Consider the following 21,122-nt stretch of genomic DNA (forward strand, 5'->3'; position numbering starts at 1 on the left):
CTACTACATCACCGCCGCCCACTACCGATGCAGTTTTCCTCCAGCCTTCTCGCCCCCCACCAGCTCGAAGCCCGCGCCCGCATCCTGGACGGATTCAAGCGGCGGGCCCGGCTGCAGGTGCATATGGCGTGTGGGACCGGCAAGACTCGGCTTGCGCAGGGTGTCGCCGCGGCGCTCGATGCCCGCAGTATCGTCATCTTCCTACCCTCGCTCGCGCTGGTCAGCCAGACGCTGCAGGCCTGGGTGAGCAACGCCGAGCTGGATCTGGAGCGCGTGCTGTGCGTCTGCAGCGACGAGAGTGTGGCCACGCTCGACGACGAGCATGAGGTGCTCGAGGATCTTCCGGTGGCGGTCACTACCTCGCCTGAGGAGATCGCGCTCAAGGTCAGCACCCTGGGTCGAGACCTGATCGTGTTGTGCACCTACGCCAGTGCCCCTACCCTCGCCCAGGGCCTGCCGCCCGGTTTTGCCTTTGACCTGGGGATCCTCGACGAGGCGCACAAGACAGCCGGCGCCGCCGGCCGCCGCAACAGCTTCGCGCTGAGTGACCACGCTACCCTGCGCATCGACAAGCGCCTCTTCCTTACCGCGACGCCGTTGGCCATCGCTGAGGAGGAAGGCCCGGCCGGTACCGGGCCCATTTACTCCATGACGGATGAGGCCGTCTTCGGTCCGGTTGCCTACGAGCTCAGCTACTCCGCGGCCGTCGCGGCGGGGATCATCTGCGATTTCCGCGTCATCATCTCTGTAGAGGAGGTGGACGACGAGCAGCTCGCCGAAGCGCTGGAAGATGAGGAGCGCCGCTACGCGGTGCATGCCCAGGAGTTGCTGCGGGCGATGACAGACGTCGGCGCCCGAAAGGCTTTCGCCTTCTACTCGCGGATCTCGCAGTCGAAGCGCTTTGCCACCGCGCTGCGGGAGGCCGTCGGCGCCGGCGACTTCTGGGCGCGCCACATCGATGGGTCTTTCCCCTCGTGGCAGCGCACCCGCCTGCTGCACCAGTACGGCCGGGCCCCGCGCGCAGCGCTGTCCTGCGCACGCTGCCTGGCTGAAGGGGTGGACGTGCCGGATACCGACCTGGTCGCCTTCATGCACCGGCGGGAAAGCCACGTCGACATCGTCCAGGCGCTCGGCCGCGCGGTGCGCAAGGCGCCGGGCAAGCGCTACGGCTATGTCCTGATACCCCTACGCCTAAAGCGGAGCTCCGGCGAGTCCCTCATTCAGGCCGTGGCGCGCAGCGACATGTCCACGGTCTGGCGGACCCTGGCGGCGCTCGCCGAGCAGGACGACGCCATGCTCAACGAGGTGCAGCGCGCTGCAGTAGACCAGGGCGAAACCGGACAGCCTGCGTCGCCCGGCTGGTTCAACAAGCTGCACGTCATCGCGCCTGCAGGTCGTCTCGACGCGGGCGCCTGGGCCGCCAGCCTCAAGGCTGTGCTATCAACGGAGCTGGTAGGGCGCATCGCCGGCAGCTGGCCGCACTATTACGGTCTCCTGCGTGCGTTCGTGACTGACCGGGGCCACGCCCGGGTCGCCCGCAGCTATCGCACACCGGGTGGGCATACCCTGGGCGCCTGGTGCTCTCGCCAGCGCGCGCTCCACCGGCTAGGCCGGCTTGCACCCAACCGTGCCGAGCAGCTGGAGGCCATCGGCTTCGAGTTCGATCCGCGAGAGCATGCCTGGGAGCGGGGGTACGAATCCTTACGCAGCTATCTGGCAGACACGGGATCGCCCTCCCCCGCCGTCGACGTCGTCACCGCAGACGGGCTCGCCCTGGGCCACTGGTGCAGCGAGCAGCGCAAGGCCTATCGCATCGGCCGGCTGGCGCCGCGGAAAAAGCAGCTGCTTGAGGCCCTGGGCTTCATCCTGAGCCCCTTCGACGACGCCTGGGAGAAACGGTATCAGGCGCTGGTGGCGTTTAAGGAGCAGCACGGTCACCTCCGCATCGCCCAGCGCCAGGTGCTGGTAGACGGTACCGATCTGGCGGACTGGTGTCGGAACCAGCGCAGCCGTCAGATCGACCTGTCCAGGCGCGATCGGCTGGCCGCCCTGGGCTTCGATTTCGGCGCTGGCGTGTTGGACGCTCGCTGGGAAGCCGCCTACGCCGCGCTGCAGGAGTTCGGTACACGGCATGGCCATGTGAATGTGCCGCTCGACTTCGTGCTGCCTGATGGGACAGCGCTTGGTACCTGGGTCGGGAACCAGCGCGCGCGCTACCGCGACGGCCAAATGGACGCGCAGCGCATTGAGCTGCTGAATCAGCTGGGTTTCGTGTGGGAGATGTTCGGTGCGGCCTTCGACCAGGGCCTGCAGCACCTGGAGCAGTTCAAGGCCGCGCATGGCCACTGCGATGTGCCGATCGCCTACGTGGCTGGCGATGGTTACAAGCTCGGCAGGTGGTGCTCGAATCAGCGCACGCGGCTGAAGGACAAACCGGAGGATCCGGATCACGGCCGGCTGCTGGCCGCTGGGTTTTCGTTCGATCCTGCGGAAGCTGCGTGGCAACAGCACTTTGCAGCGCTCCAAGACTACCTGGCCGCCAATGCCGGCGGCTCGGTACCGGTGAAACACGTGACAGCTGCCGGCCTGCGGCTGGGTTCATGGGTATCTCGGCAGAAAACCCTACTAAAGGCCGGCAAGCTCCACGATACGAAGCAAGCCGCCCTACGCCGATTGGGCGTTTTGTCGTAGCAGTCCACGCTGTGCAGTAAAGCCTGCGGGGCGTCGATATTTCGCAGTTCACGCCCTTAAAGGGTGTGAACCTGCCCCCTAACGCATTGAAACTCCTCTCTAATTCGATAGCCGAGACTGCACTCCGCCCGATTGATGGCATTTTGCCGCTGGAAAGGGGTGCTCTCTGTGCAACTGCGCGCGGCTCGTCCTACCACGGCAAAACGAGAGCACAGCCGTCCGCACACCGTAAAAGATGCTGAATGCACTATTGCGGACTGAACGCTCAAAGAGCATTATTACGCCGTTGACCATTCAAAGCGGAGTGTGGGATGAATAAGCTGTTCGAGCACGTACCGAGTCAGTTGGGCGCAAAAAACGCCGGCGCATTGCTTCGCAGTTTCTCCGAGAAGGGAAACGCGGAGCTGGCCATGCTGCGCACCGACGTCATCAAGCCGGACGAGCAGAAACGTGCCCGCACCTGGTCCCTGGCCGAAGCCGCTCAGCTGATCGACAAGTCGCCCAATACGATACGCGCAGCCGAAGCTGAGATCGTGGCGGCCTTCGAGGCAGGCGACTCCTCTGCCAAGCCGATCCCCAAGGACGAGCGCGGTAAGTGGTCGTTTACCCTGGACGACATCAACCGCTACCGCGATCGGTTCGGCTCACGCTACCTCCGACCCGCCGGCTCCAGCTCGATTATCATCGCCGTATCGAACTTCAAGGGTGGTGTCGCCAAGACGACCACGGTCGTTCATCTGGCCCAGAAGGCAGCTATCGAAGGCCTCAGAGTGCTGGTGGTCGATCTTGACCCGCAAGCATCCAGCACCGTCAACCTCGGCCCCTATATTCCCGATATCGAACTCAGCAGCGAAGATATCATCAACCAGGCGCTGTTGTTGGATCCCCAGGCAATTCGGCGCTGCACTTTCGAATCCTACTTCCCAGGTATCCATCTGATACCGGCGAACTTAAGTTTGCAGGAACTGGATATCCAGTTGCCTAATCCCGAGATGAACAACTCGGAAAATCTTGGCAGCCCGGTGTTCCGCCTGCGTAATGCGCTCGATGTTGTAAGAGACGAATATGACCTGATTCTTCTCGACTGCGGCCCGAACATGGCGAGCGTATCGCTGAACGCCATGATGGCGGCAAATGGCCTTATTGTGCCGATCCCGCCAGGCACCTATGATTACGCGTCCTTCGTGATGCTTTGCTCCGCTCTGGCCAGCCTGTTTGAGGCGGCAGAAAAGGAATTTGATTACTTGCGCCTGATGATCACCCGTCATCCAGGGCCCAAGTTTCAAGCGGCGATGAAGATAGAACAGCGTATTCGCCATCTTTACGGCGACTACGTGTTGAGCAATGTAGTCAATCTTACGGCCGCCATTGAGCGCGCCAACGCGGAACTTTCTTCTGTGTACGACCAAGTTCCGTCGAGATCCACTCGCGACTCTTATCGCCGCGCTGTCGAAATTCTCGATGGCGTCAACGATGAGATTCTTAAAGATTTGAAAACTATCTGGGAACAGCAGGCGCAAGCTGCGGGGAGAGATAAGTGAGTGACATGCCTCGAGCGCCCGGTGTAGCAGGACTGTTCACCGCGCAGCTTGTCGAAGAAAAACAAAAGCTGGCTGCCGCAGGCCCCCGACGTGTTCATCCTGATGCCCAGAGCGTAGGCGGTGACAGCCTGCTTGCGCGGTTTCCTGAGAAACCCAAGGCGCCGCAGCAACCGGAGATCTCCGACGCGGAACGGCAGGGAAATCTTATTCAGGAGATCGATCCGTCTCTTGTAGAGCCGTGGGCGTTTGCTGATCGCCCCGAAGATGAAATGGGCGATCTGGACCAGCTGACGCAGGCCATTCGCGCAGCGGGCCAGGCGGTTCCCGGGCTCGTTCGTCCCAACCCGAGCAAACCAGGGCATTACGAGCTTATCTTCGGCCTTAGGCGTTGGCTCGTATCCAAGGATCTTGAGCGGCCGTTCTTGTGTGTTGTGAAAGAGCTGGACGATAAGTCCGCCTTCGCCGCCATGGAGCATGAGAACAACCTTCGGGAGAACCTCTCGAGTTGGGCCAAAGCCAAATCATATCAGCGAGCCCTAGATCAAGGCGTCTACAAGAATCAGACGTCGCTGGCTGCGGAGTTGGGCCTGCAACGGCAAACGCTTAACAACCTGCTGACCTTCTTCCGGATTCCGCGCGAGCTGATGGATGCGATCGGGCCCATGGGTAAGGTCAGTGTCTTGACCGCTAAAGCCATCGTGGCTCTGGTCAACGACGAGAATCACGGAGAGCGCTACAAGCGCACCCTTATAGAGCTGGCCCCACGGATCAGGTCGGGTGCTATGAGCGACAAGGTTCTGCAGCGGGTAGTGCGCAGCAACCAGGGCGCGGTGGGTGCCGCTAGTGCGATCGAGGTCGTAGGTAAAAGCGGCGAGAAACTGGGAAGCATCCGTCGCACGGAGCGGGGGTCGGTCCAGATCACCCTGTCTTCAAAGCTCAACAGCGACCTAACCCTGGATGACTTGTCGAAGCGAATTGCTGCTTTGCTCGAGCAACAAGGAGATGCTGGCGCCAGTGAAGACTAGACCGTCGGGCAGCGTTGCACGTGGGCGAGCACCTTTTAGGTTGCTCGCCTTTCGTGCTTATAGCGCTCCGATAAGTTGCGTCGTTCAGGGCCGGTTCAATTCTGGGCGGTTAGCTGCGGGTTCCACGGATGAGCCCTCGGAGACCGTGCAGCGTACAGCGAGACCTCGCCCTCCCCTACTGAAGCACGGGGCGCTTATCTCGCGTTCCCTCGATTCGAGGGTGGTAAGGATTGCATTTGCTTCATTCTCTGTGAATTTGTCGTATGCATACGACAAATCTGATCTCGTCCTTCGTCAACGCCGCGTAAGTGAGCGAAGCGTGGACAGTCAGCCGTATGCATACGACAGCTTCGCCCTACAACAGGGGCCTCGGGCGAGGCCTGTTTCAGCACGCCCAAATTTGTCGTATGCATACGACAAAACGGTCCGGTGCTCCCCGGCGCCGGCCGCTTCCACCCTGGACGCCCGGGATTTGTCGTATGCATACGACAAGATGGCCGGTGCCTCGGCCCGGTACCTGGTGCCCGATCGGGGTAGCTCGATTTTGTCGTATGCATACGACAAAACGGTCCGGTGCTCCCCGGCGCCGGCCGCTTCCACGCGGGACGCCCGGGGCTTGTCGTATGCATACGACAAAATCGACGAGGCTTCGGACCTGCGCTTGGCGCCCAATCTGGATGGTTCGGACTTGTCGTATGCATACGACAAAATGGTCCGGCGCACCGCTGAGCTGACCGCTTCCACTCTGGGCGCTCGGCATTTGTCGTATGCATACGACAAGATCGCCATCGCCTCTGACCTGCGCCAGGTGCCTGATCTGGTTGCTTCAGTTTTGTCGTATGCATACGACAAATCGGTCCGGTGCTCCCCGGCGCCGGCCGCTTCCACCCTGGACGTTCAGGATTTGTCGTATGCATACGACAAGATGGCCGGTTCCTCGGCCCGGCACCTGGTGCCCGATCTAGGTAGCTCGATTTTGTCGTATGCATACGACAAACCGGTCCTGCGCTCTGCAGAGCTGGCCGCTTCCACCCTGGACGTTCAGGATTTGTCGTATGCATACAACAAAATGGCCGGTGCCTCGGCCCGGCACCTGGTGCCCGATCTAGGTAGCTCGATTTTGTCGTATGCATACGACAAACCGGTCCTGCGCTCCGCTGAGCTGGCCGCTTCCACCGTGGACGTTCACGATTTGTCGTATGCATACAACGAGATGGCCGGGGCCTCGGCCAGGCACCTGGTGCCCGATCTAGGTAGCTCGATTTTGTCGTATGCATACGACAAACCGGTCCTGCGCTCCGCTGAGCTGGCCGCTTCCACTTTGGACGTTCAGGATTTGTCGTATGCATACGACAAGATGGCCGGTGCCTCGGCCCGGTACCTGGTGCCCGATCTGGGTAGCTCAATTTTGTCGTATGCATACGACAAAACGGTCCGGTGCTCTCCGGCGCCGGCCGCTTCCACTCTGGACGTTCAGGATTTGTCGTATGCATACGACAAGATCGCCATCGCCTCAGACCTGCGCCAGGTGCCCGATCTGGCCTCTTCGGCTTTGTCGTATGCATACGACAAAACGGTCCGGCGCTCTGCTGTGCAGGCCGCCTCCACCCTGGTCGCTCAGGATTTGTCGTATGCATACGACAAATTGGATGACCCCATTTATAGCTTCTGGGCCAACCGGCGATTAGCGCCGACCACGATTGGCCTCCCTCGCCAATCAGTAGGCTATGAGTCCGCTCCGCCTGATACAGGCCCTCCACCACCACCTCACATAGACCGGCGCCGCCAAATCGGTAGGACGCCCAAGAAACCCGCCACTAGGCGGGTTTTTTTATGCCTAGGAAAAACACGATGACCACCCTATGCACTGTGAACGACCTCTACCATCACAGCAGATCGAAGCCCTTCACTATGATTCCCGTCACCTACCTGAGGCATCTCCAGCGCGTCGCTGAGATCGGCCTTGATAGCTTCGGAATGTGGCTCTCGCTTTACGATCTCTGCAGCAGCAATCCGAACATGGAGCGGGAGATCAGCTGGTCTTTCCTCGCGAAGCGTTTTGGGTTTTCAGAGAACACGGCCAAGCGCTTGTGCAAGCGACTGGTCGAGCGGGGGCTGCTTGAGGTCGTGGTACGAAGAGCAGAGAACGGCATGAGTCTGCCGAACGTCTTCCGCATTAGGCTCAGCGAAGTGATCCTGGCCAAGCTGAACGTCAGCTGCCCTGATCGAAAGCAGCGCGAAGCTGCGCTCGAAGGGTTAGTCGAGACCCTCGAGACCAGCGGGAGAAGTAACCAGGTAGAAGGGGAGATCGGTGTGAAGCCGACGGGTATTCGTCAACCGGACATGCCGAAGTCCACTGCCTCTACCCAAGGTGAGCTATCGGCTTCTGAAGGGCATTCAGATCAAATGGCAGTAACGGTGGAAGCGCACGGTGACGGGATATCCACCAGTGGTGACGTAGAAAGCCTTTGCGGAGACGTAAAACAGGCGTGCGACACGGAGGTAGATGCTGCAATGGTCATCCAGGCATCAGCTCAGAGAGAAGGCCGTTCACTCACTGCCATCGAGCGGCTTGCCCTCAGAAGCATCGGCACGAAACCGAAAGCGCCCGACGTGCCGAGCCGACTACGTATGAACCACGATGCCCCTCGCGAAGCCGGTAATCAGGTGCCCGCGGCAGGGGGGCCAAATCTTAAAAGAGGGGGGACCAGAATTGCCCCCCAAGAAATAACTCTTCCGAGAGAAAAAACACAAAACGCGTCGTGGCTTTTTTCAATCATGGAAAAGCTTGTGAAGAGCGGCGTCGCCAGCGATCGCCTACCTCAGTTGGCCAAGGAGGTTTTTCAAAGCCTGCAGAATGGCGCGCTGGCCAAGCACCCAACAGCTAAAGCTATCAACATTGCTGCGAAGCTTATCAGGCAGGGCACGTGGACGACGCCAAGACTTCACCACCCGGCGATGCCAGCCTGATGGCCACGAAGCGATCACTGCACGCCTGGGTATTGGGCAGGGCGGGTGAACACTCAGCGTCGCGATCAGAACTCGAACGCGATCTGCGATGCAGCCGGGTGAATCAGGTGAACGGGTGCATCCACGATCTGATCGGGCTTGGCCGCGTACAGCTCCGCATAACGAGCCCTGACCTCAGAGCCGGTGGTACACGCTACGTCGAGCTTCAACGATCGCGCGACGGTCAGCCGCACGCCTGCGAGCAGTTCAGCTTCATGTGCGGTTGGGATACAGGTGGGCCATCCAGAGACGTAGTGGAGATGCCGAGGGATCGTCGCCTCCGCAGATTCGCGTATGCGGCATACCTCTTTCGCATTACGGATCCGCGCCAATGCCTTGTGGTCGAGCAAATGAGGGGCGATGTCGCCCAGCCAGGCGCCGGACTGAAACGAGAACGAAGACCTCGCTTCAAGGGCAACCATCCTGCGATAGGTATCCTGGTTGCTCGCGCAGGCGGCGGAAGCGATCAAATCAGGCTTGGAGGCCATGATGCAGAACGAGCAGCTCACTCGGCTCATGCCGTAACGCGTGTAGGCCTCGTGCAGCTCTCGGCCGTGGCCGGCAATCTCGCCCAGTACCTCAGGCAGCGTCCATTCGATGATCGAATTCCACACCAAGCCTTGCAGGCCGCGCCGGCTAAGTCGGGTGTCTACCTTGGATACCGGCATCTTGCTGCGGCTGGAGCTTTCCTGGCGACGGATGCCGGTGACGTTGATGATGTCTTGTCCGGGAAAACGCTTCTTGAGGTAGCTGGCGATCACCGCGCTCTTGAGCTCCGAGGTGCAGAAGCGCATCGACGGTGTGCTCCAGGGCAGGATCAGCTTCACGCACGAAAGGTCAGCGTAGCGACGAACGTTGTTGTCCCAACGGCCCTCCCAACGCTCCATCATCCCGCCCGCCTCACGGCGTACGACGGCAAGCTCCCAGCCGATCGCACTGGCCAGTTCCTGGCACTTGGGGAGGCTCTGCTCCCACTCCACCGAGCCAAGATCGGCATGAATCAGCAGCCGGGGCCCACGGTGGCCAAGCTGGTCCAGGTAGGCAGCCGTTGCCAGTGCACAGGCGTCCGAGTCCTTGCCGCCGCTTACGCCGATGGCGACCACGGCATCACGGGAGAGGAGGGCGTCGATTTCAGCAGTTCGGGCGACGACAGACATGAGGAGATCCGCTATTGGAAGGACCTCTGCAGGATCTCCCAATCCCCAGGAATGCAACTTCTGCACGGCTTGCGTCCATGCGGGATCGTCCTTGCATTCTCAGGAAAGGTGCCAGGGTATCGGGGTACCCCTCATGGACCTGAGACGATGGATATCCGCTACGACGATTTCGTTGAGTTACTCGAGCACCTTGCGCACGCTCCGGAGAAAGACCTGCCGCCGATGAGCGTCGCGTCAGTTATCAAAAAAGTGCGCGGTACCGGCAATCCGCGGCTGCACTATGCCCGCGGCCACGTGACGGTCACCTTCCAGACGAAGTACGGGCCGTTGCAGATCGGTGAGGCCTGGGTGGCCTATCCAGGCCCGGATGACGACACGACCGAGTGGGAAGTGTTCATGGCGGTCGAGCTCGACGAGCAGACCTGGTCGTTCGGTGACACCCGTATTATCGACGAGCACGGCCTCCTGTCACCGATCGACGGGGGGAGTTGTGCATAGAGCTGATGGATGCGATCAGTTGGGTCGGCTGGGAACCCTATGTCGAAGCGACGCTCCCAGCGCGTGAGGCGAGCTGGAACGCGGTCAAAGACCAGTACCCTGACATCCGCGTCGACCCCTGGGGTGCAGGGTGGGGGAAGCCAGGCAAAAAGGGCAGGAAGAACCGAGGTGGAAAAGGCCGATCAGGCAGGAAATCCGGAACCGCGCGCCGAGGTGGCAAATAATGCGCAGTAGCAACCTGCAGACGATCGATGACCCGGTGTCCTGTCCGTCCTGCGGAAACCGGGTACATTTCTTCATCAAGCGGCACTACCAGGGGTCAGGCGAGTATTACGTCGACCTGGACGGGGGCACTGCGGACAACACCGATATGTACTCGAACCTGAAGGTCCGCGATGGGAAGATTCTCTACTGCGCCGACTGTGATGAGCCGGTTGCCCAATGGCGCCCGGGTGACCTGGGCAGGGTTTTTTCGGGCCGCGCCGGTGAGAAGGGGAGGGTAGATGGATAAGCTCGAGCCTGCAGGCGCCGTCTGGCATCTGCTCCACCTGGTCTCGATGGATAAGCCGCCGCAGGGCAAACCGTGCAACGGATGCGGCCTGTGCTGTATTGCCGAGGTGTGCGACCTCGGCAAGGAGCTAGGTGACGAGGAGAGGTGCCGAGCGTTGATCTCGCTCGGTACCGGCCGCTTTGCCTGCGGGCTGGTGGCCGATCCCTATCGGTTTCTGCCGCCGGAGCGGTTGGTGCCTTGGCATGCGATCGACCAGCTCGCCCCGGGCGGCCAGGGCGGCCAGGGCGAACAGGCCTTGAAGGCGCATTTCGCCGGCCTGCTGGGCGCCGGCCGCGGGTGTGATGCTGATGACGAGGCGATCCAGGCGTTTCAAGACGAGGCGGATGCAAACCGACAGTTGCCTCTCCTGTGATGCAACAGCAGCAGGCTTTGGCGTTTACCCCTCCCCGCGGTCTCGCACCTGGCCCTGGGGCATCGTGGGCGGGGCGTACCTATGACCAGAATTTATGTGGCAGCGCTACGACCCTAAGCGCAACGACCTGGCGCAAAGCACGGGTAGAGGTCTGCCGGAATGATGCAAGGCAGGAGACCACGCTCGACTGGCAGAACGCCCTGGAAGCCGAAGCCTCGGTGTTCCTGTTTGGCAAGGATCCTTCCAGTAACAAGTCCCCGGATATCACACCCCGGTAAGGTCTCTCGGCCAGGAGCAGAGTGGCATTCCAAGCGTCGACCGGCTCGAAAGGGGCGGTTTGATCAACTCCAGTAGCGCGGATGGGGTCTTTGGCACCAGCGGCTTGCTGCAGGTGCCACCGATGCTTTGCCTGGCCGGCACCAGGTGATACGCCAGCGGCCTTTTACGGCCTGTCCTCCTCTCCGCGGCTCAATGCCGGCATACTGACCTGACAAGCCGCCCCAGGAGAATCGCAGTGATCAAGAACGGTATGCCGCCGATCCACCCGGGCGAGATCCTCAGGGGGGAGTTCCTGGTACCGCTGCAGACCGACACGATAGCGTTTGCTGAGCGGCTTGGCGTTCCGGCCGCTACGGTGGAGGCGGTGGTGAATGAGCGCGCGCCTGTGACGCCTGAGCTGGCGTCGAAGCTGGCGGCACATTTCAAGACATCTGAGGGTTTCTGGCTGTCGCTACAGGCCACCTGCGATGAGAGGGTTGCAGCTGTTGCCCAGCAGGCGGCCGAGACCAAGCCTGCTTGCGGATTGAAGCAATAGCGCATGGCGTTTCAACTGACCCCTGCTGCGCCAGCGACAAGCCGATATGCAGCAACCCACGGCGACACATTGGGCGGCCGGCTATGGCCGATCTAGTCGTCCAGGCGTTCGTCGATGGTCATTGGCAGGATGCACTCAACATCCACTTTGACGATCCAGGCAGGCATCCTGTCAACAGCCCCTGCAGCTGCCGCTACCTGGCGTCATTTCTCGCTCAGTACCTGACCGAATCCGGCCCATCGCTGCAGCACGCCGTGAGCGCGAATCTCCCGCTGAGCTGGGACGTTGTTCGTCTCTCGCATTGGCCGGCGTTCCTGTTCGATATCGTGCCCTCCGGTGCGGCGCGTCGATTCCTGCTTCCCCGTCTCGCGCTGGTAAGCGGGCAAGCCACCCAGCCGGCATTCGAACTGCTAGCGCGCTGTACCCTTGCCCCGATCGGTCAGCTGCGGATCCGCGAAGCCGCAACGATCGGCGAGGAGTGGGCGCCGATCGCATTCCGGCGAGACCAGGTCATCGATCAGGGCCCCGACTTCCTTGATCACGCCTATGCGCAAGGTGCCCTCCTAGGAAGCGCCACCGGCGCCGGGGGCGATGCGCCAAAGCTGCTGCTGACCCAGGGTACTCAAGGCGAGCTGTACCTGGACGGCACTCTTGCTGACGACTTGGCAGCTCGGCACTGGCTCGTCAAATTTCCCCGCAACCAGGGGCGCGCGGCGGACCAGGACGTGCTTCGTAGCGAGTACCGGTATTACTTGGCGGTGGATAGCCTGGGCCTGGAGACGATCTCTGTTGATGGGCTCATGCTCGAGGAGGGTAGGCAGCCGAGCCTATGGTTGCCACGCTTCGACCGCCGACCCGGTGCCGCGGGTCTTGAGCGGGTCGCTGTCGAGTCGATCTATTCGTTGACAGGTACGCTGGTGCCCGGGAGCTACCTGGGGCACCTCGACGCTATTGAGGCCCTGGTAAGGGTGTGGCGGGCTTCCGGCCAGGACGCCGCTATTCCAGGCTTACTCGATGAGTACCTGCTGCGGGACTTGCTCAATCAGGTGGTGGGCAACACGGACAACCATGGCCGCAACGCTGCGATCTTGCGTGACGGAGAGGGCGTACGGCTGGCGCCGATCTACGACCTGGCGCCCATGGCGATGGATGAGCAGGGGGTCACTCGGGCCACCAGATGGCCGGCGCCGGTTGAGCAGGGCGGCACCATCAACTGGCGGGAGGTCTGCCAGCTGTTGGCGGCATGGGACGATCCGGAGAGGCTGTGGCTCGCTCTGAGGCAAAACGCTGAGCGACTGCGCGCGCTGCCTGATCTCCTGCAGCCGGTGCTGCCGACCAGTGCCTGGGAGCACCCCACGATCCCGCTGCGGTGGCTAGATGGTTACCTGCAGAAAGCAGATCTGCGATAGCGAAGCTTGGCGCCCAAGCGTTCTTGCCCACGGACTGACGCTAAAAAATTTGGAAGCCTGGCTTTTGAGACTAGGCTTCCAAATCCCATGGCTAGCGGCCTTCGGACCCTGAGCACGCCTGTCTGATTAGTTAAGAGACACAGCCATCCAAAAAACGACGTCGATGTACGCAGCATTCGGGGTATTGGATTTAACGGCCCACTCCTCACCGTCAGGAGGGTTCGGAGAACGCACGGCGTAGTAGGTTGTTCCGACATTCCGCCATATTGGGACTTGTAAAACCCCATCACCTACGTCTTCAGCATCTTCAACGTCACCATACGCCCGCTCATAAAGCATCACAGACTGTTGCTTTAAATACTGGATGGCGTCTTCAAGCGTCTTGTACTTAGTTGAGAAGGTAGCTGATGATTCGATAAGCGCGCTTGCCGTATCCTGAACGTTAGAAAACTTAAATAGCATCTATTCTTCCTCGCTCACATTCACAAAACCGGGCGCCGTAATCATGCGATTTAAAGGCTTATCTTTTCGCCATTCCATTCCCGCCCCTTCTACCCAAGACTCCAATATGGCGGCTGTAATCGGCCTGGGTCCTCGCATCGCATGCATGATTTCAGCAGCACATTGGTGGTAGCCACGTCTGTAGGTGCCTTCCGTTTGCACTTCGGCAGGCCCTAGGTCTCCACCCAAGAACTCGTCGAGCGAAAATCTGACGCGGTAGGACTTGGGGGTGAACGTGACGTGATCGTCTGCTGCGGCTGAAGCCGTATTCCAGTCGCGATGTCCGTGCATGGCAGCAACGGCTTCGAGAGCCTGGCTATGGGTAAGCTGTATGTTCTTCGCAGATAGGTGAGCGCGCAGACGCTTGGCCTGCGATTTAAGCGATTCGATCGTGGTCATGATGTGTTCTCAAGATACCGGCTCGCATCGCGTGTCGGCCCTCCATTGCGACCTGCCGGTGAGAATCACCATTAGGAGGTAGAGCCTTGCTTTCACCATGCCGATATGGCGGAGGGGGCGGGCAGCAAGTGGCCTTGTTGTAGCCTATTTCAACCATATGAGATTATCAAGTTCCGCGATGGGCGTGGCCGTAGCTGATTGTCCATGCCAATCGCTGACGCCGAAGATAGCGGTACCGGCATCCCCGGGCAGCTCGCTGATCTACGCTTTGGACATTTCCTAGCGCACAGCTAGAACCATAACCGTCTAGCGGCCATGTTTGAACGTTCCGTAGGCAGCCGACTATGTTGCGAAGAAACCGAGGGCAGACTTTGCTTATTGGCGCCGAGCTTCTAGATTATCTCGTAACGCTACGGCCTTCGGTGGAGGCGTCGCCCACTCAGACGTGATGCTTATCAAAAATGGCCTCTATCGCCTTTACTGCGGCAGAAAATGCCTGGCTGCTCAGAAAACTCGCCCGTGACTGGGAAACCAGCAAGACGAAGCCCTCGACAAGGAGGGCTTCGGCAGGGTGCGCGCTGTTACGGCAGCTGCCAGATGATATTAACTCGCAAACGAGGCAGCCAGAGCTTTGGCGCGAGCTGACACCTTCAGCTGCCGCCGCTCAGCTTCTTCGATGGTGAGGGCACCGATGAGCTCCTCAGCCAGCTGGTCAGCAGTGCTCAGGTCCGTCTGGTCGAAGTCCAGCTCCAGCTCTTTGTACTTGCTGTAGGCCGTCACCTTCGAGGCAACCGCCTGGATGGAGAGGGGCCCATAAGCATCTGGATCCTCGCGGTAGAACGCGAAGTCGCCGACGGCGAGATCACCCGCTTGGCTATGCGCACCATAGGCCTCGGCCAGGGTGCGAGCGTAGGCCGCCAACTGGTCAGCGCTGGCCGGTGTCGTCGCCTTGCCGGCGAGATCAATGATGACTTCCGCCAGCTGCGCGGCAGTGAGGAGCGCCTCCGGCTCGAACGGTAGCGCCTGCTGCTGCTTCATCGATCGGCCCTTCACCACGCCATCGTGGCTCAATACTTCGATGGGGCCGAAGCGGGACGGCTCGTCGCGATGAAAGACCAGGCGGCCCGGTACGACGGTGCTCTGTGCCGTATCGTTGGTAGAGGAGGGGAGGGTTGCGATGGTCATGGTGAGGCTCCTGGTTGATATCTGCCATTCACCCTGACATAGCTTTTTAAAACGCAAGGGGACAGGCACCCGGCAGGCCTCAAGGCAATATCTGAAATTGCTGCGAGATTCTGAAAATACCAAAACCGAAAATAGCCGATGACAACAATCTACCCATAGCTTTCGTCCACAACTCGAAAGCCTATGCCCACCTTGCAGCAGTCGTAGATTTGCCGGAAGCCTACTCCAGGTCTCGACCCACTTTGTGTATAAGGGGCCCATAGTTTGGCTGTATTTGAAGAAGCCACATGCGGAGAATCTCTCCTCTATAGGAATCGTCAAAGGCGGGAGCCATCTCGCTTGGCTTAAGTTGAGGGGTGAGGCGAACAATGCGTGCATCCGCCGTCGTAAGCCACTCGAAATGCCTTGAGACCATGCCAGCGGTCGATCCAATAATCTCGAACTCCTGCGCCTCATTGCGATCGAGCGGCTTTGCAAAAAACTCTATGAAGTCCACCCTGTCGCCGTCCATCTTCGCAACGGGGGCGTGTTCTTCCCAGGTTGAGTGAAATATCAGATAGAACGCCACTTGCCGCTCTAAGTCACAGATTATCTCTTTTCCTTCAGAATAGAACGAGATGCCATTGATGATGAAATTAGCGATTCCGTCCTCGCTAATTGAATTTGGGTATTCTGGCTTTGCATGTATGCGGCATACGAGCGGGGGAACTACGCCAATTAATCGGTCGCCAAAGGCTCCGGCGATGTTGCGCTGCAAGGCCTCTGGAAACCGTAGATTTATCGTACCTTTTGGTGTCTCAAAGTCTTCTACCTTGTTTATGGTCCATTGCCCAAGCGACTGCCAATAAACGGCAATCGTGAGTGATTGACCCTTGAGATAGGCATAGCGCTTGAGCCTTGCTAAGTAATTCTTGCTGAATGTCACTGGTTGATTGAAGTTCTCCGTACGCGCGTGCTTGACCTCCACGAAGTAGCGCTCACCGGTTTTGAGCGCTACGAAGTAGTCAGGGGCTTGGACATCGGCCCCGTCATAAAGTGGAGCCGCTGTATCTTCTGGAGCAATAAGATCTGCCTGCCCTAACGAAGCCACCATGTACTCGAACATCTTCTCAGCCCGGCGGCCTATCAGAAGGCGCATATCCTCGATTCCAAGCTTGGTGGCTTCGTCAAAGGAAAACACCTCGCCAATGCGGTTAAGTGGAAGATTAAACTCCCGGCCAATATCCGCTGCCAAATCTAATGCACCAAATTTGGTTGATTGTCTTGTTACGCGTTTCATTAAATTATTCTTCACCCAATCGTTACCTGATAAATGTAGCATGCGCATTGGATTGCGACCCGCATAAACGCTTCACAGCACCTGAACATGTCTGCTTTCAGACTTAAGCCGTCGTCTATAGGAAAACTGTGAGGGCTGCTCTTAACTGGTAACTGCCCACCGCCAACGATAGCTTTGGGTCGGACACTGACCCCTTGCGTTCTATCGGTTCTTCGTACGCTGTCTGCATCAACTGCAGGCCACCAAGATGAAATCCATAGAATCCCTCGCCTAGGAACGGGCTTTTTTCCCCCTCGAGCACTACCGCCAGGCGGTCCTGTGCAAGGAGGCCTATCCCTGGGCACGACGGTACCTCGCATACCTTCCGGCGGACGCTGTTCGTGACGTGCTGGCCGCAGTGCCCGTTCACCTGCAGCCGTCCGTCCAGCTCATAGACGAAGCTGTCCAGTGTGGTTGGTTCGTGGTGCCCAACGGCAAGAACGGGACGTTCAGCGCTCGCCAGTTTGCCGAGCGCTGGGGTATGGCCGCAGCGCTGCCGTGGCTGCCGGACATCCTGCAGCGCGCGCTAGAGGCCGAAGCACGGGCGCGGCACCACCGCCCCGCGGAACGCCACACCTTCGGCGTTCGGCGGCTGCCTGGGTTCGTGGATCAGGCCCTGGCCCTGCCTCACCGCCTCTCTCGGCTCCCGCTCGATCACCAGGCCGGCGCCATCACGGCAGAGCTCTGGTTCCAGGTACTGGCTGACGTGCACGCTGCGACCGCTGCGCTCGCGGCACAGATCGAGTGCTTTGCGCCGGCGTGGATGTGGGATCCGGCCGCCTCACTTGAACACCAGGTTGAGCGCCTGCGGCAGCATGGGTGCGCGCACCTGCTGATTGCCTACGTGTCGCAGACCCGAGACCGCTGGATCGATAGTCCTGAGCAAAAGAAGCTCGAGGATGTGTTGTACCGAGGGCTACCGGTGGTTGAGTACGAACGGTGGTACCTGGAGAGGGCTGCGCGAGCGCGAGCAGAGGAGGAGGGACGCTGGCGCGAGCACTTCGCCCGGATCCGTGAGCTCGCCGGTATCTTCGATGACGCTCGCAGCTTTGCGCGGATACCGCTGGGGCGGCTGATCCGCGAGCTTTCGGGAGGCCGCTTCATATTGCGGCGCGAGGCAGCTTCAAATCCCAGCCTGGTCGTCGAAGTCTCGCCGAACTACCTGGTCGGCGCGGGAGAGGGGATAGACGAGCCATTCGCGCTCGCAAACTTTTGCCAGGCGCTTGCCGATGCGCTGGCCGATGTTCCGTGTTCCTTTCCTGGGTACCTTGAGGCGTGCCGCCAGGCTCGGGCCTCGCTCGTCGCGTTCCAATCCAGCATGGCTGCTCCCTGCTAGCGTTGGAGGCGAGCTTACTGCCAGTTCGCGCCCTTGATCGGTATGAACCTCGCTCGCAGCAGCGCTGAGTTATGTCAGTGTGATGGTCACCTGGCCTATAGGGGGGATCACCGATGAAGGTACGCATTGAGGTAACGACTGACGAGCTCGGGGACATGGGGTGCGATTCGGTCGAAGAGCTTGCAGCCCGCCTGCGGGAGCAGCTGGATAGCGGCGTTGTGGGCGACGCCGGCGAGGCAGGGAGCGATTGGCTCGTCGCCTACGAGCTGACGGCTAACCTCGGGAGCTAGAGAAAATGGAAATCATCCCCGCCTTCTATGCCGACATCTTTTACGCCCTGATGTGGCTCTGCGTGATAGCCAGCGTCTGCAACGCGGGTGCGTGGCTGTGGAAGCTCCTCATCAACCTGGATATCCGGCAGGACTACGCCCCGGCTCTGTGGGCGCTAGGCCTTGCGTTGGTGGCCTTGTTGCTGTGGTATGGCCAGGGCGCGCTCGGCGCTGAAGCGCCGCGCTATGAACGAGGGGAGGCGACGTTCATCACCTTCTGGATCTTGCTGTCGGGCGTCTGCCTCGTTGGGCCTTTTGCACTCCTTTTCCATCGTTCGCCGGACTCACCCAGAGGGCCCGGCGCGTAACGCTTCAAGTCGCGCGCCTACGCCTTCTGAACAGCTTGGCAATCGCCCAGGTCAAACGCTTGCCCGCCGGCCTGGAAGCTGACATCCAGGTCGGTCAATCGCCTGTAGTGGTTTTGCCTGTCCGGCAATCTCCAAATGCCACGCGGGCGAAGGGTTCCCTCGTATCGGGACGGCGGCTGCCGGGAGCTCAGTCGTTGGATAGGCTTATCCCCTAGCCCCCCGTCAGCAGACACGCCGGTCAGGCCCAGCCCACGTCCAAAGTCTCGTTTCCTCAGATTTCCCACCGCAGTAGGACCTTTAAGCGAGATCGGCGATCTCTATGACCTCGGTAACCGTTGCCCATAGCAAGGAGAGGTCATGGAACAAGGAATCGATCGGCTTAGAGCGGCTCTAGCGCCGTACACCACCACAGCTGCGCCACGTCCGGCTGACAGGGCGCTGGTGGTAACGGTCAGTTATGAGGAGGCGGAGGTCACGCGCGCTGTGAAGCTTGCGGACCTGGAAGATCCGGCCAAGCTCGCCGATGTCATCAACGATTTCAGGCGCGATGTGGCACTGGGTCGGGAGGGCGGTGAGGAGGAGCACGCGAAGCTGATGCGGCGCCTAGGCTCGCGCGGGTTGGAGTCTTTCAATCCAGAGCTGCATGCCGCGCGCAAGGCGAAATAGCTCATTCGGACAGGTACAGATAGTGACCGCGCCTGAGGCATCGTAAGGCGCGGCTATCGCTATTGGGGAGGCCGGCGGCCGTCCCTACTCCTCATCGCAGCGACACACCACTGAAGCCGAGCGCGATCGACAGCTGCTGCGCAGCAGAGGCGCCCAGGCGCTTCGCGAACCGATCAAAGGCATTGTCCTTGACGGTGAAGTCGACCTGGCTGGTGGCGCCCACCAGGTCCCGGGCGACATAGTCGACATCCCCCAGCTTATCGATTAGCCCCAGCTGCTTGGCCTGCTCGCCGGTCCAGATCAGGCCGGAGAAGAGCTCCGGATGATCGGCATCCTTTAGGCGATCGCCTCGGCCGGTCTTTACCGACTGGATGAACTGCTGGTGTGTCTGCTTGAGCACTTCGTTCCAGAAGACGGTCTCTTCAGGGTTCTTCGGCTGGAACGGATCCAGGAACGCCTTGTGCGCGCCGGAGGTGTAGGCCCGGCGCTCCACCCCGACGCGGTTCATCAGGTCGACGAAGCCGAACGAGGCCGCCGTCACGCCGATGGAGCCGACCAGCGAGGCTTTATCGGCCACGATCTCGTCGGCGGCCGCGGCGATGTAGTAGGCACCTGAGGCGCCCAGGTCCTCGATGACGGCGTAGACCGGCACCTTCGGATGCAGGCCGCGCTGGCGCTTGATCTCGTCGAACACCTGGCCGGCCTGTACCGGGCTGCCGCCGGGCGAGTTGATCTTGAGAACCACGGCTTTGGCGCGCTCGTCATCGAACGCGCGCCCGATGGCCTTCTTCAGCGCGGCGGCGTTGGCCTCGGCGCCGTCGGCGATCTCGCCCCGCACCTGGATGACGGCCGTGATCTGCTTGGCTTCATCCGCCTCGTCGAGTTGCAGGTGCTCGACCAGTACCGCACCTGCAACCAGCAGCAGGCCGGTACCCCAGAAGGAGTACTTGAGCAGCTTCAGCCGGCGAGAAGCGCGCCGCTCTTTGATGAGGTCGCGGATGAGTTCGGGAAGTAGCGTGTTGTCGTGTTCGGACATTGGAACCTCGTGGCGGGTATCAGACCGCCAGTGTCGCGAGACCCGCGCCGAAAAAGTCACGAGTTCGCCCCTTGAATGGGTGTGTACCGGCCCGGTTCTCGCCCTGGAAAAGCTTGAATCGCCAGCCTAGGGCGAGGTGGCGCGCTGATACTGATCCCTTCTTCCAGTCGGGATTCCAGCCATGAAATACGCGCTCGAGCACAGGGGCGGTCGCACCCTGCCAGTCGATCCGGCCATTTACCTCAAGGCCATCAAGGCCCGTTTGGCATGCGCCCAGGCGCAAGGTGCCAGAAGCATCTGGATCGATCACCGCGATGGGCTGTGGCATGGCAAGGCGACCCATACCGCGCTGATCAGCGCTCTGGAGCAGCTCGCTGCAGAAGGCTACGGATTGAGTTGGGACGAGATGCGCGGCATCCAGGTGCTGCGGTTGGATGTCGATCCGAAAGTGTCCCTGGCGCCGGCGGCCGTCCGCAGCGCGCTGGGCCTGGTCGAGACCTGGGACACCACTCCCTTCAAAACCCCGGAGCCAGTGGCGCCGCCGGTGAGCCATGGCAGCCAGATGGGCGACTACCTCCTTTTCCTCGCGCTGATTGCATCCCTGGCCGGCGCCCCCTTCGGATTGGCACGTATGCTCGACGCGCCTACACCCGGCCCCTGGCTACTCACCTTCTACTACGGGGTGTTTGGACAGACCCTCTACACCTGGGGCTCGGTTCTGGTGAAGGGCTTCTTGGCTGCGGAACGTTCGCGCCGGCACACCCCGCCGGCCTGATACGCCACCGGCGCCTGTCGATGGCGCCCGGTGCTGGCGGCTGGCTAGATGTCCTCTTGACGCCGCGTGCTACCGGAATGACAGTCAGCGTCCCACGTTTCGGAGGGTGAATATGACTCAACCTCGTGCCAGGGCGCCGGGCCCGACAATCGATGGGCCAGCGCGCGCTCGGTCGGCGCCAGCGGCGGATCACGATGCGCAC

Annotated in this window: 21 protein-coding genes; 15 read left to right on the plus strand and 6 right to left on the minus strand. The window is 60.7% G+C overall.

From position 1 onward, the window contains the following. Nucleotides 1–27 precede the first annotated feature (27 nt). The 5 genes from QMX82_RS07755 (at nt 28) to QMX82_RS07775 (ending at nt 8,227) form a co-directional block, all read left to right on the plus strand. Nucleotides 28–2,691, plus strand: coding sequence for a DEAD/DEAH box helicase (locus tag QMX82_RS07755; RefSeq protein WP_064306884.1), 2,664 nt, complete (start codon nt 28–30; stop codon nt 2,689–2,691). A 311-nt stretch (nt 2,692–3,002) separates the two neighbouring features. Further along, a complete protein-coding gene (locus QMX82_RS07760) occupies nt 3,003–4,232 on the plus strand; it encodes an AAA family ATPase (protein ID WP_064306885.1) in 1,230 nt (409 codons plus the stop codon). A 5-nt stretch (nt 4,233–4,237) separates the two neighbouring features. Continuing rightward, nucleotides 4,238–5,257: a ParB/RepB/Spo0J family partition protein gene (locus tag QMX82_RS07765; protein ID WP_231893025.1), complete on the plus strand. Its 1,020-nt coding sequence runs from the start codon at nt 4,238–4,240 to the stop codon at nt 5,255–5,257. A gap of 616 nt (nt 5,258–5,873) precedes the next feature. Next, nucleotides 5,874–7,112 (plus strand): hypothetical protein, encoded by a 1,239-nt coding sequence (locus QMX82_RS07770; protein WP_156522259.1) that lies wholly within the window; start codon nt 5,874–5,876, stop codon nt 7,110–7,112. Beyond that, on the plus strand, nt 7,109–8,227 hold the full coding sequence (locus QMX82_RS07775; protein WP_064306888.1) for a hypothetical protein: 1,119 nt from the start codon (nt 7,109–7,111) through the stop codon (nt 8,225–8,227). Before QMX82_RS07770 ends, QMX82_RS07775 begins: the two co-directional genes overlap by 4 nt. A gap of 65 nt (nt 8,228–8,292) precedes the next feature. Here the strand turns inward: QMX82_RS07775 and QMX82_RS07780 are convergent, their stop codons facing one another. Further along, nucleotides 8,293–9,423 (minus strand): phosphoadenosine phosphosulfate reductase domain-containing protein, encoded by a 1,131-nt coding sequence (locus QMX82_RS07780; protein ID WP_064306889.1) that lies wholly within the window; start codon nt 9,421–9,423, stop codon nt 8,293–8,295. Between the two features lie 147 nt (nt 9,424–9,570). On the opposite strand from QMX82_RS07780, the gene QMX82_RS07785 reads away from it, so the two are divergent. The 5 genes from QMX82_RS07785 to QMX82_RS07805 all read left to right on the plus strand — a co-directional run bounded on the left by QMX82_RS07785 (nt 9,571) and on the right by QMX82_RS07805 (nt 13,067). Then, on the plus strand, nt 9,571–9,921 hold the full coding sequence (locus tag QMX82_RS07785; RefSeq protein ID WP_064306890.1) for a hypothetical protein: 351 nt from the start codon (nt 9,571–9,573) through the stop codon (nt 9,919–9,921). Between the two features lie 223 nt (nt 9,922–10,144). Next, nucleotides 10,145–10,432: a hypothetical protein gene (locus tag QMX82_RS07790; RefSeq protein ID WP_064306891.1), complete on the plus strand. Its 288-nt coding sequence runs from the start codon at nt 10,145–10,147 to the stop codon at nt 10,430–10,432. After that, on the plus strand, nt 10,425–10,844 hold the full coding sequence (locus tag QMX82_RS07795; RefSeq protein ID WP_064306892.1) for a hypothetical protein: 420 nt from the start codon (nt 10,425–10,427) through the stop codon (nt 10,842–10,844). Before QMX82_RS07790 ends, QMX82_RS07795 begins: the two co-directional genes overlap by 8 nt. Nucleotides 10,845–11,358: 514 nt before the next feature. Then, nucleotides 11,359–11,658: a HigA family addiction module antitoxin gene (locus QMX82_RS07800; RefSeq protein WP_082900349.1), complete on the plus strand. Its 300-nt coding sequence runs from the start codon at nt 11,359–11,361 to the stop codon at nt 11,656–11,658. Between the two features lie 83 nt (nt 11,659–11,741). Further along, nucleotides 11,742–13,067 (plus strand): type II toxin-antitoxin system HipA family toxin, encoded by a 1,326-nt coding sequence (locus QMX82_RS07805; RefSeq protein WP_064306893.1) that lies wholly within the window; start codon nt 11,742–11,744, stop codon nt 13,065–13,067. A 126-nt stretch (nt 13,068–13,193) separates the two neighbouring features. Here QMX82_RS07805 and QMX82_RS07810 read toward each other — a convergent pair whose 3' ends face one another. From QMX82_RS07810 to QMX82_RS07825, 4 genes are all read right to left on the minus strand, one after another. Beyond that, complete coding sequence (locus QMX82_RS07810; protein ID WP_064306894.1) at nt 13,194–13,529, minus strand: hypothetical protein; 336 nt, start codon at nt 13,527–13,529, stop codon at nt 13,194–13,196. Next, nucleotides 13,530–13,967 carry a glyoxalase superfamily protein gene (locus QMX82_RS07815; RefSeq protein ID WP_064306895.1) on the minus strand — a complete coding sequence of 146 codons (438 nt, stop codon included), beginning with the start codon at nt 13,965–13,967 and terminating at the stop codon, nt 13,530–13,532. It abuts the gene before it with no gap. Nucleotides 13,968–14,570: 603 nt separating this feature from the next. Continuing rightward, nucleotides 14,571–15,152 carry a hypothetical protein gene (locus QMX82_RS07820; RefSeq protein WP_064306896.1) on the minus strand — a complete coding sequence of 194 codons (582 nt, stop codon included), beginning with the start codon at nt 15,150–15,152 and terminating at the stop codon, nt 14,571–14,573. A gap of 220 nt (nt 15,153–15,372) precedes the next feature. Further along, a complete protein-coding gene (locus QMX82_RS07825) occupies nt 15,373–16,431 on the minus strand; it encodes a hypothetical protein (RefSeq protein ID WP_064306897.1) in 1,059 nt (352 codons plus the stop codon). A 385-nt stretch (nt 16,432–16,816) separates the two neighbouring features. Between QMX82_RS07825 and QMX82_RS07830 the strand changes: the two genes are divergently transcribed. The 4 genes from QMX82_RS07830 to QMX82_RS07845 all read left to right on the plus strand — a co-directional run bounded on the left by QMX82_RS07830 (nt 16,817) and on the right by QMX82_RS07845 (nt 19,109). Next, the gene (locus tag QMX82_RS07830; RefSeq protein WP_173150411.1) at nt 16,817–17,806 is read left to right on the plus strand and encodes a hypothetical protein; all 990 of its coding nucleotides are present in this window, start codon (nt 16,817–16,819) and stop codon (nt 17,804–17,806) included. Nucleotides 17,807–17,919: 113 nt separating this feature from the next. After that, entirely contained in the window at nt 17,920–18,096 is a 177-nt protein-coding gene (locus QMX82_RS07835; RefSeq protein ID WP_173150413.1) for a hypothetical protein, read from the plus strand. Between the two features lie 5 nt (nt 18,097–18,101). Next, the gene (locus tag QMX82_RS07840; protein ID WP_064306898.1) at nt 18,102–18,443 is read left to right on the plus strand and encodes a hypothetical protein; all 342 of its coding nucleotides are present in this window, start codon (nt 18,102–18,104) and stop codon (nt 18,441–18,443) included. A gap of 357 nt (nt 18,444–18,800) precedes the next feature. Then, a complete protein-coding gene (locus QMX82_RS07845; protein ID WP_064306899.1) occupies nt 18,801–19,109 on the plus strand; it encodes a DUF3509 domain-containing protein in 309 nt (102 codons plus the stop codon). A gap of 91 nt (nt 19,110–19,200) precedes the next feature. On the opposite strand, the gene sppA is transcribed toward QMX82_RS07845, so the two are convergent. Next, nucleotides 19,201–20,145, minus strand: a complete 945-nt coding sequence (sppA, locus tag QMX82_RS07850; RefSeq protein WP_064306900.1) for a signal peptide peptidase SppA — start codon at nt 20,143–20,145, stop codon at nt 19,201–19,203. A 181-nt stretch (nt 20,146–20,326) separates the two neighbouring features. Here sppA and QMX82_RS07855 point away from each other — a divergent pair, with 181 nt between their 5' ends. Continuing rightward, nucleotides 20,327–20,920, plus strand: coding sequence for a hypothetical protein (locus QMX82_RS07855; protein ID WP_064306901.1), 594 nt, complete (start codon nt 20,327–20,329; stop codon nt 20,918–20,920). The last annotated feature ends 202 nt before the right edge of the window (nt 20,921–21,122 follow it).

It is taken from the genome of Pseudomonas sp. PS02302 (assembly GCF_029959585.1).
GTDB lineage: Bacteria > Pseudomonadota > Gammaproteobacteria > Pseudomonadales > Pseudomonadaceae > Chryseomonas > Chryseomonas aestiva.

What these genes read in the sequence shown, in the direction of transcription:
- QMX82_RS07755 (WP_064306884.1), top strand. Translation starts at nt 28, where the DNA reads ATGCAGTTTTCCTCCAGCCTTCTCGCCCCCCACCAGCTCGAAGCCCGC.
- QMX82_RS07760 (WP_064306885.1), top strand. Translation starts at nt 3,003, where the DNA reads ATGAATAAGCTGTTCGAGCACGTACCGAGTCAGTTGGGCGCAAAAAAC.
- QMX82_RS07765 (WP_231893025.1), top strand. Translation starts at nt 4,238, where the DNA reads ATGCCTCGAGCGCCCGGTGTAGCAGGACTGTTCACCGCGCAGCTTGTC.
- QMX82_RS07775 (WP_064306888.1), top strand. Translation starts at nt 7,109, where the DNA reads ATGACCACCCTATGCACTGTGAACGACCTCTACCATCACAGCAGATCG.
- QMX82_RS07780 (WP_064306889.1), bottom strand. Translation starts at nt 9,423, where the DNA reads ATGTCTGTCGTCGCCCGAACTGCTGAAATCGACGCCCTCCTCTCCCGT.
- QMX82_RS07785 (WP_064306890.1), top strand. Translation starts at nt 9,571, where the DNA reads ATGGATATCCGCTACGACGATTTCGTTGAGTTACTCGAGCACCTTGCG.
- QMX82_RS07790 (WP_064306891.1), top strand. Translation starts at nt 10,145, where the DNA reads ATGCGCAGTAGCAACCTGCAGACGATCGATGACCCGGTGTCCTGTCCG.
- QMX82_RS07795 (WP_064306892.1), top strand. Translation starts at nt 10,425, where the DNA reads ATGGATAAGCTCGAGCCTGCAGGCGCCGTCTGGCATCTGCTCCACCTG.
- QMX82_RS07805 (WP_064306893.1), top strand. Translation starts at nt 11,742, where the DNA reads ATGGCCGATCTAGTCGTCCAGGCGTTCGTCGATGGTCATTGGCAGGAT.
- QMX82_RS07810 (WP_064306894.1), bottom strand. Translation starts at nt 13,529, where the DNA reads ATGCTATTTAAGTTTTCTAACGTTCAGGATACGGCAAGCGCGCTTATC.
- QMX82_RS07815 (WP_064306895.1), bottom strand. Translation starts at nt 13,967, where the DNA reads ATGACCACGATCGAATCGCTTAAATCGCAGGCCAAGCGTCTGCGCGCT.
- QMX82_RS07820 (WP_064306896.1), bottom strand. Translation starts at nt 15,152, where the DNA reads ATGACCATCGCAACCCTCCCCTCCTCTACCAACGATACGGCACAGAGC.
- QMX82_RS07825 (WP_064306897.1), bottom strand. Translation starts at nt 16,431, where the DNA reads ATGAAACGCGTAACAAGACAATCAACCAAATTTGGTGCATTAGATTTG.
- QMX82_RS07835 (WP_173150413.1), top strand. Translation starts at nt 17,920, where the DNA reads ATGAAGGTACGCATTGAGGTAACGACTGACGAGCTCGGGGACATGGGG.
- QMX82_RS07840 (WP_064306898.1), top strand. Translation starts at nt 18,102, where the DNA reads ATGGAAATCATCCCCGCCTTCTATGCCGACATCTTTTACGCCCTGATG.
- QMX82_RS07845 (WP_064306899.1), top strand. Translation starts at nt 18,801, where the DNA reads ATGGAACAAGGAATCGATCGGCTTAGAGCGGCTCTAGCGCCGTACACC.
- sppA (WP_064306900.1), bottom strand. Translation starts at nt 20,145, where the DNA reads ATGTCCGAACACGACAACACGCTACTTCCCGAACTCATCCGCGACCTC.
- QMX82_RS07855 (WP_064306901.1), top strand. Translation starts at nt 20,327, where the DNA reads ATGAAATACGCGCTCGAGCACAGGGGCGGTCGCACCCTGCCAGTCGAT.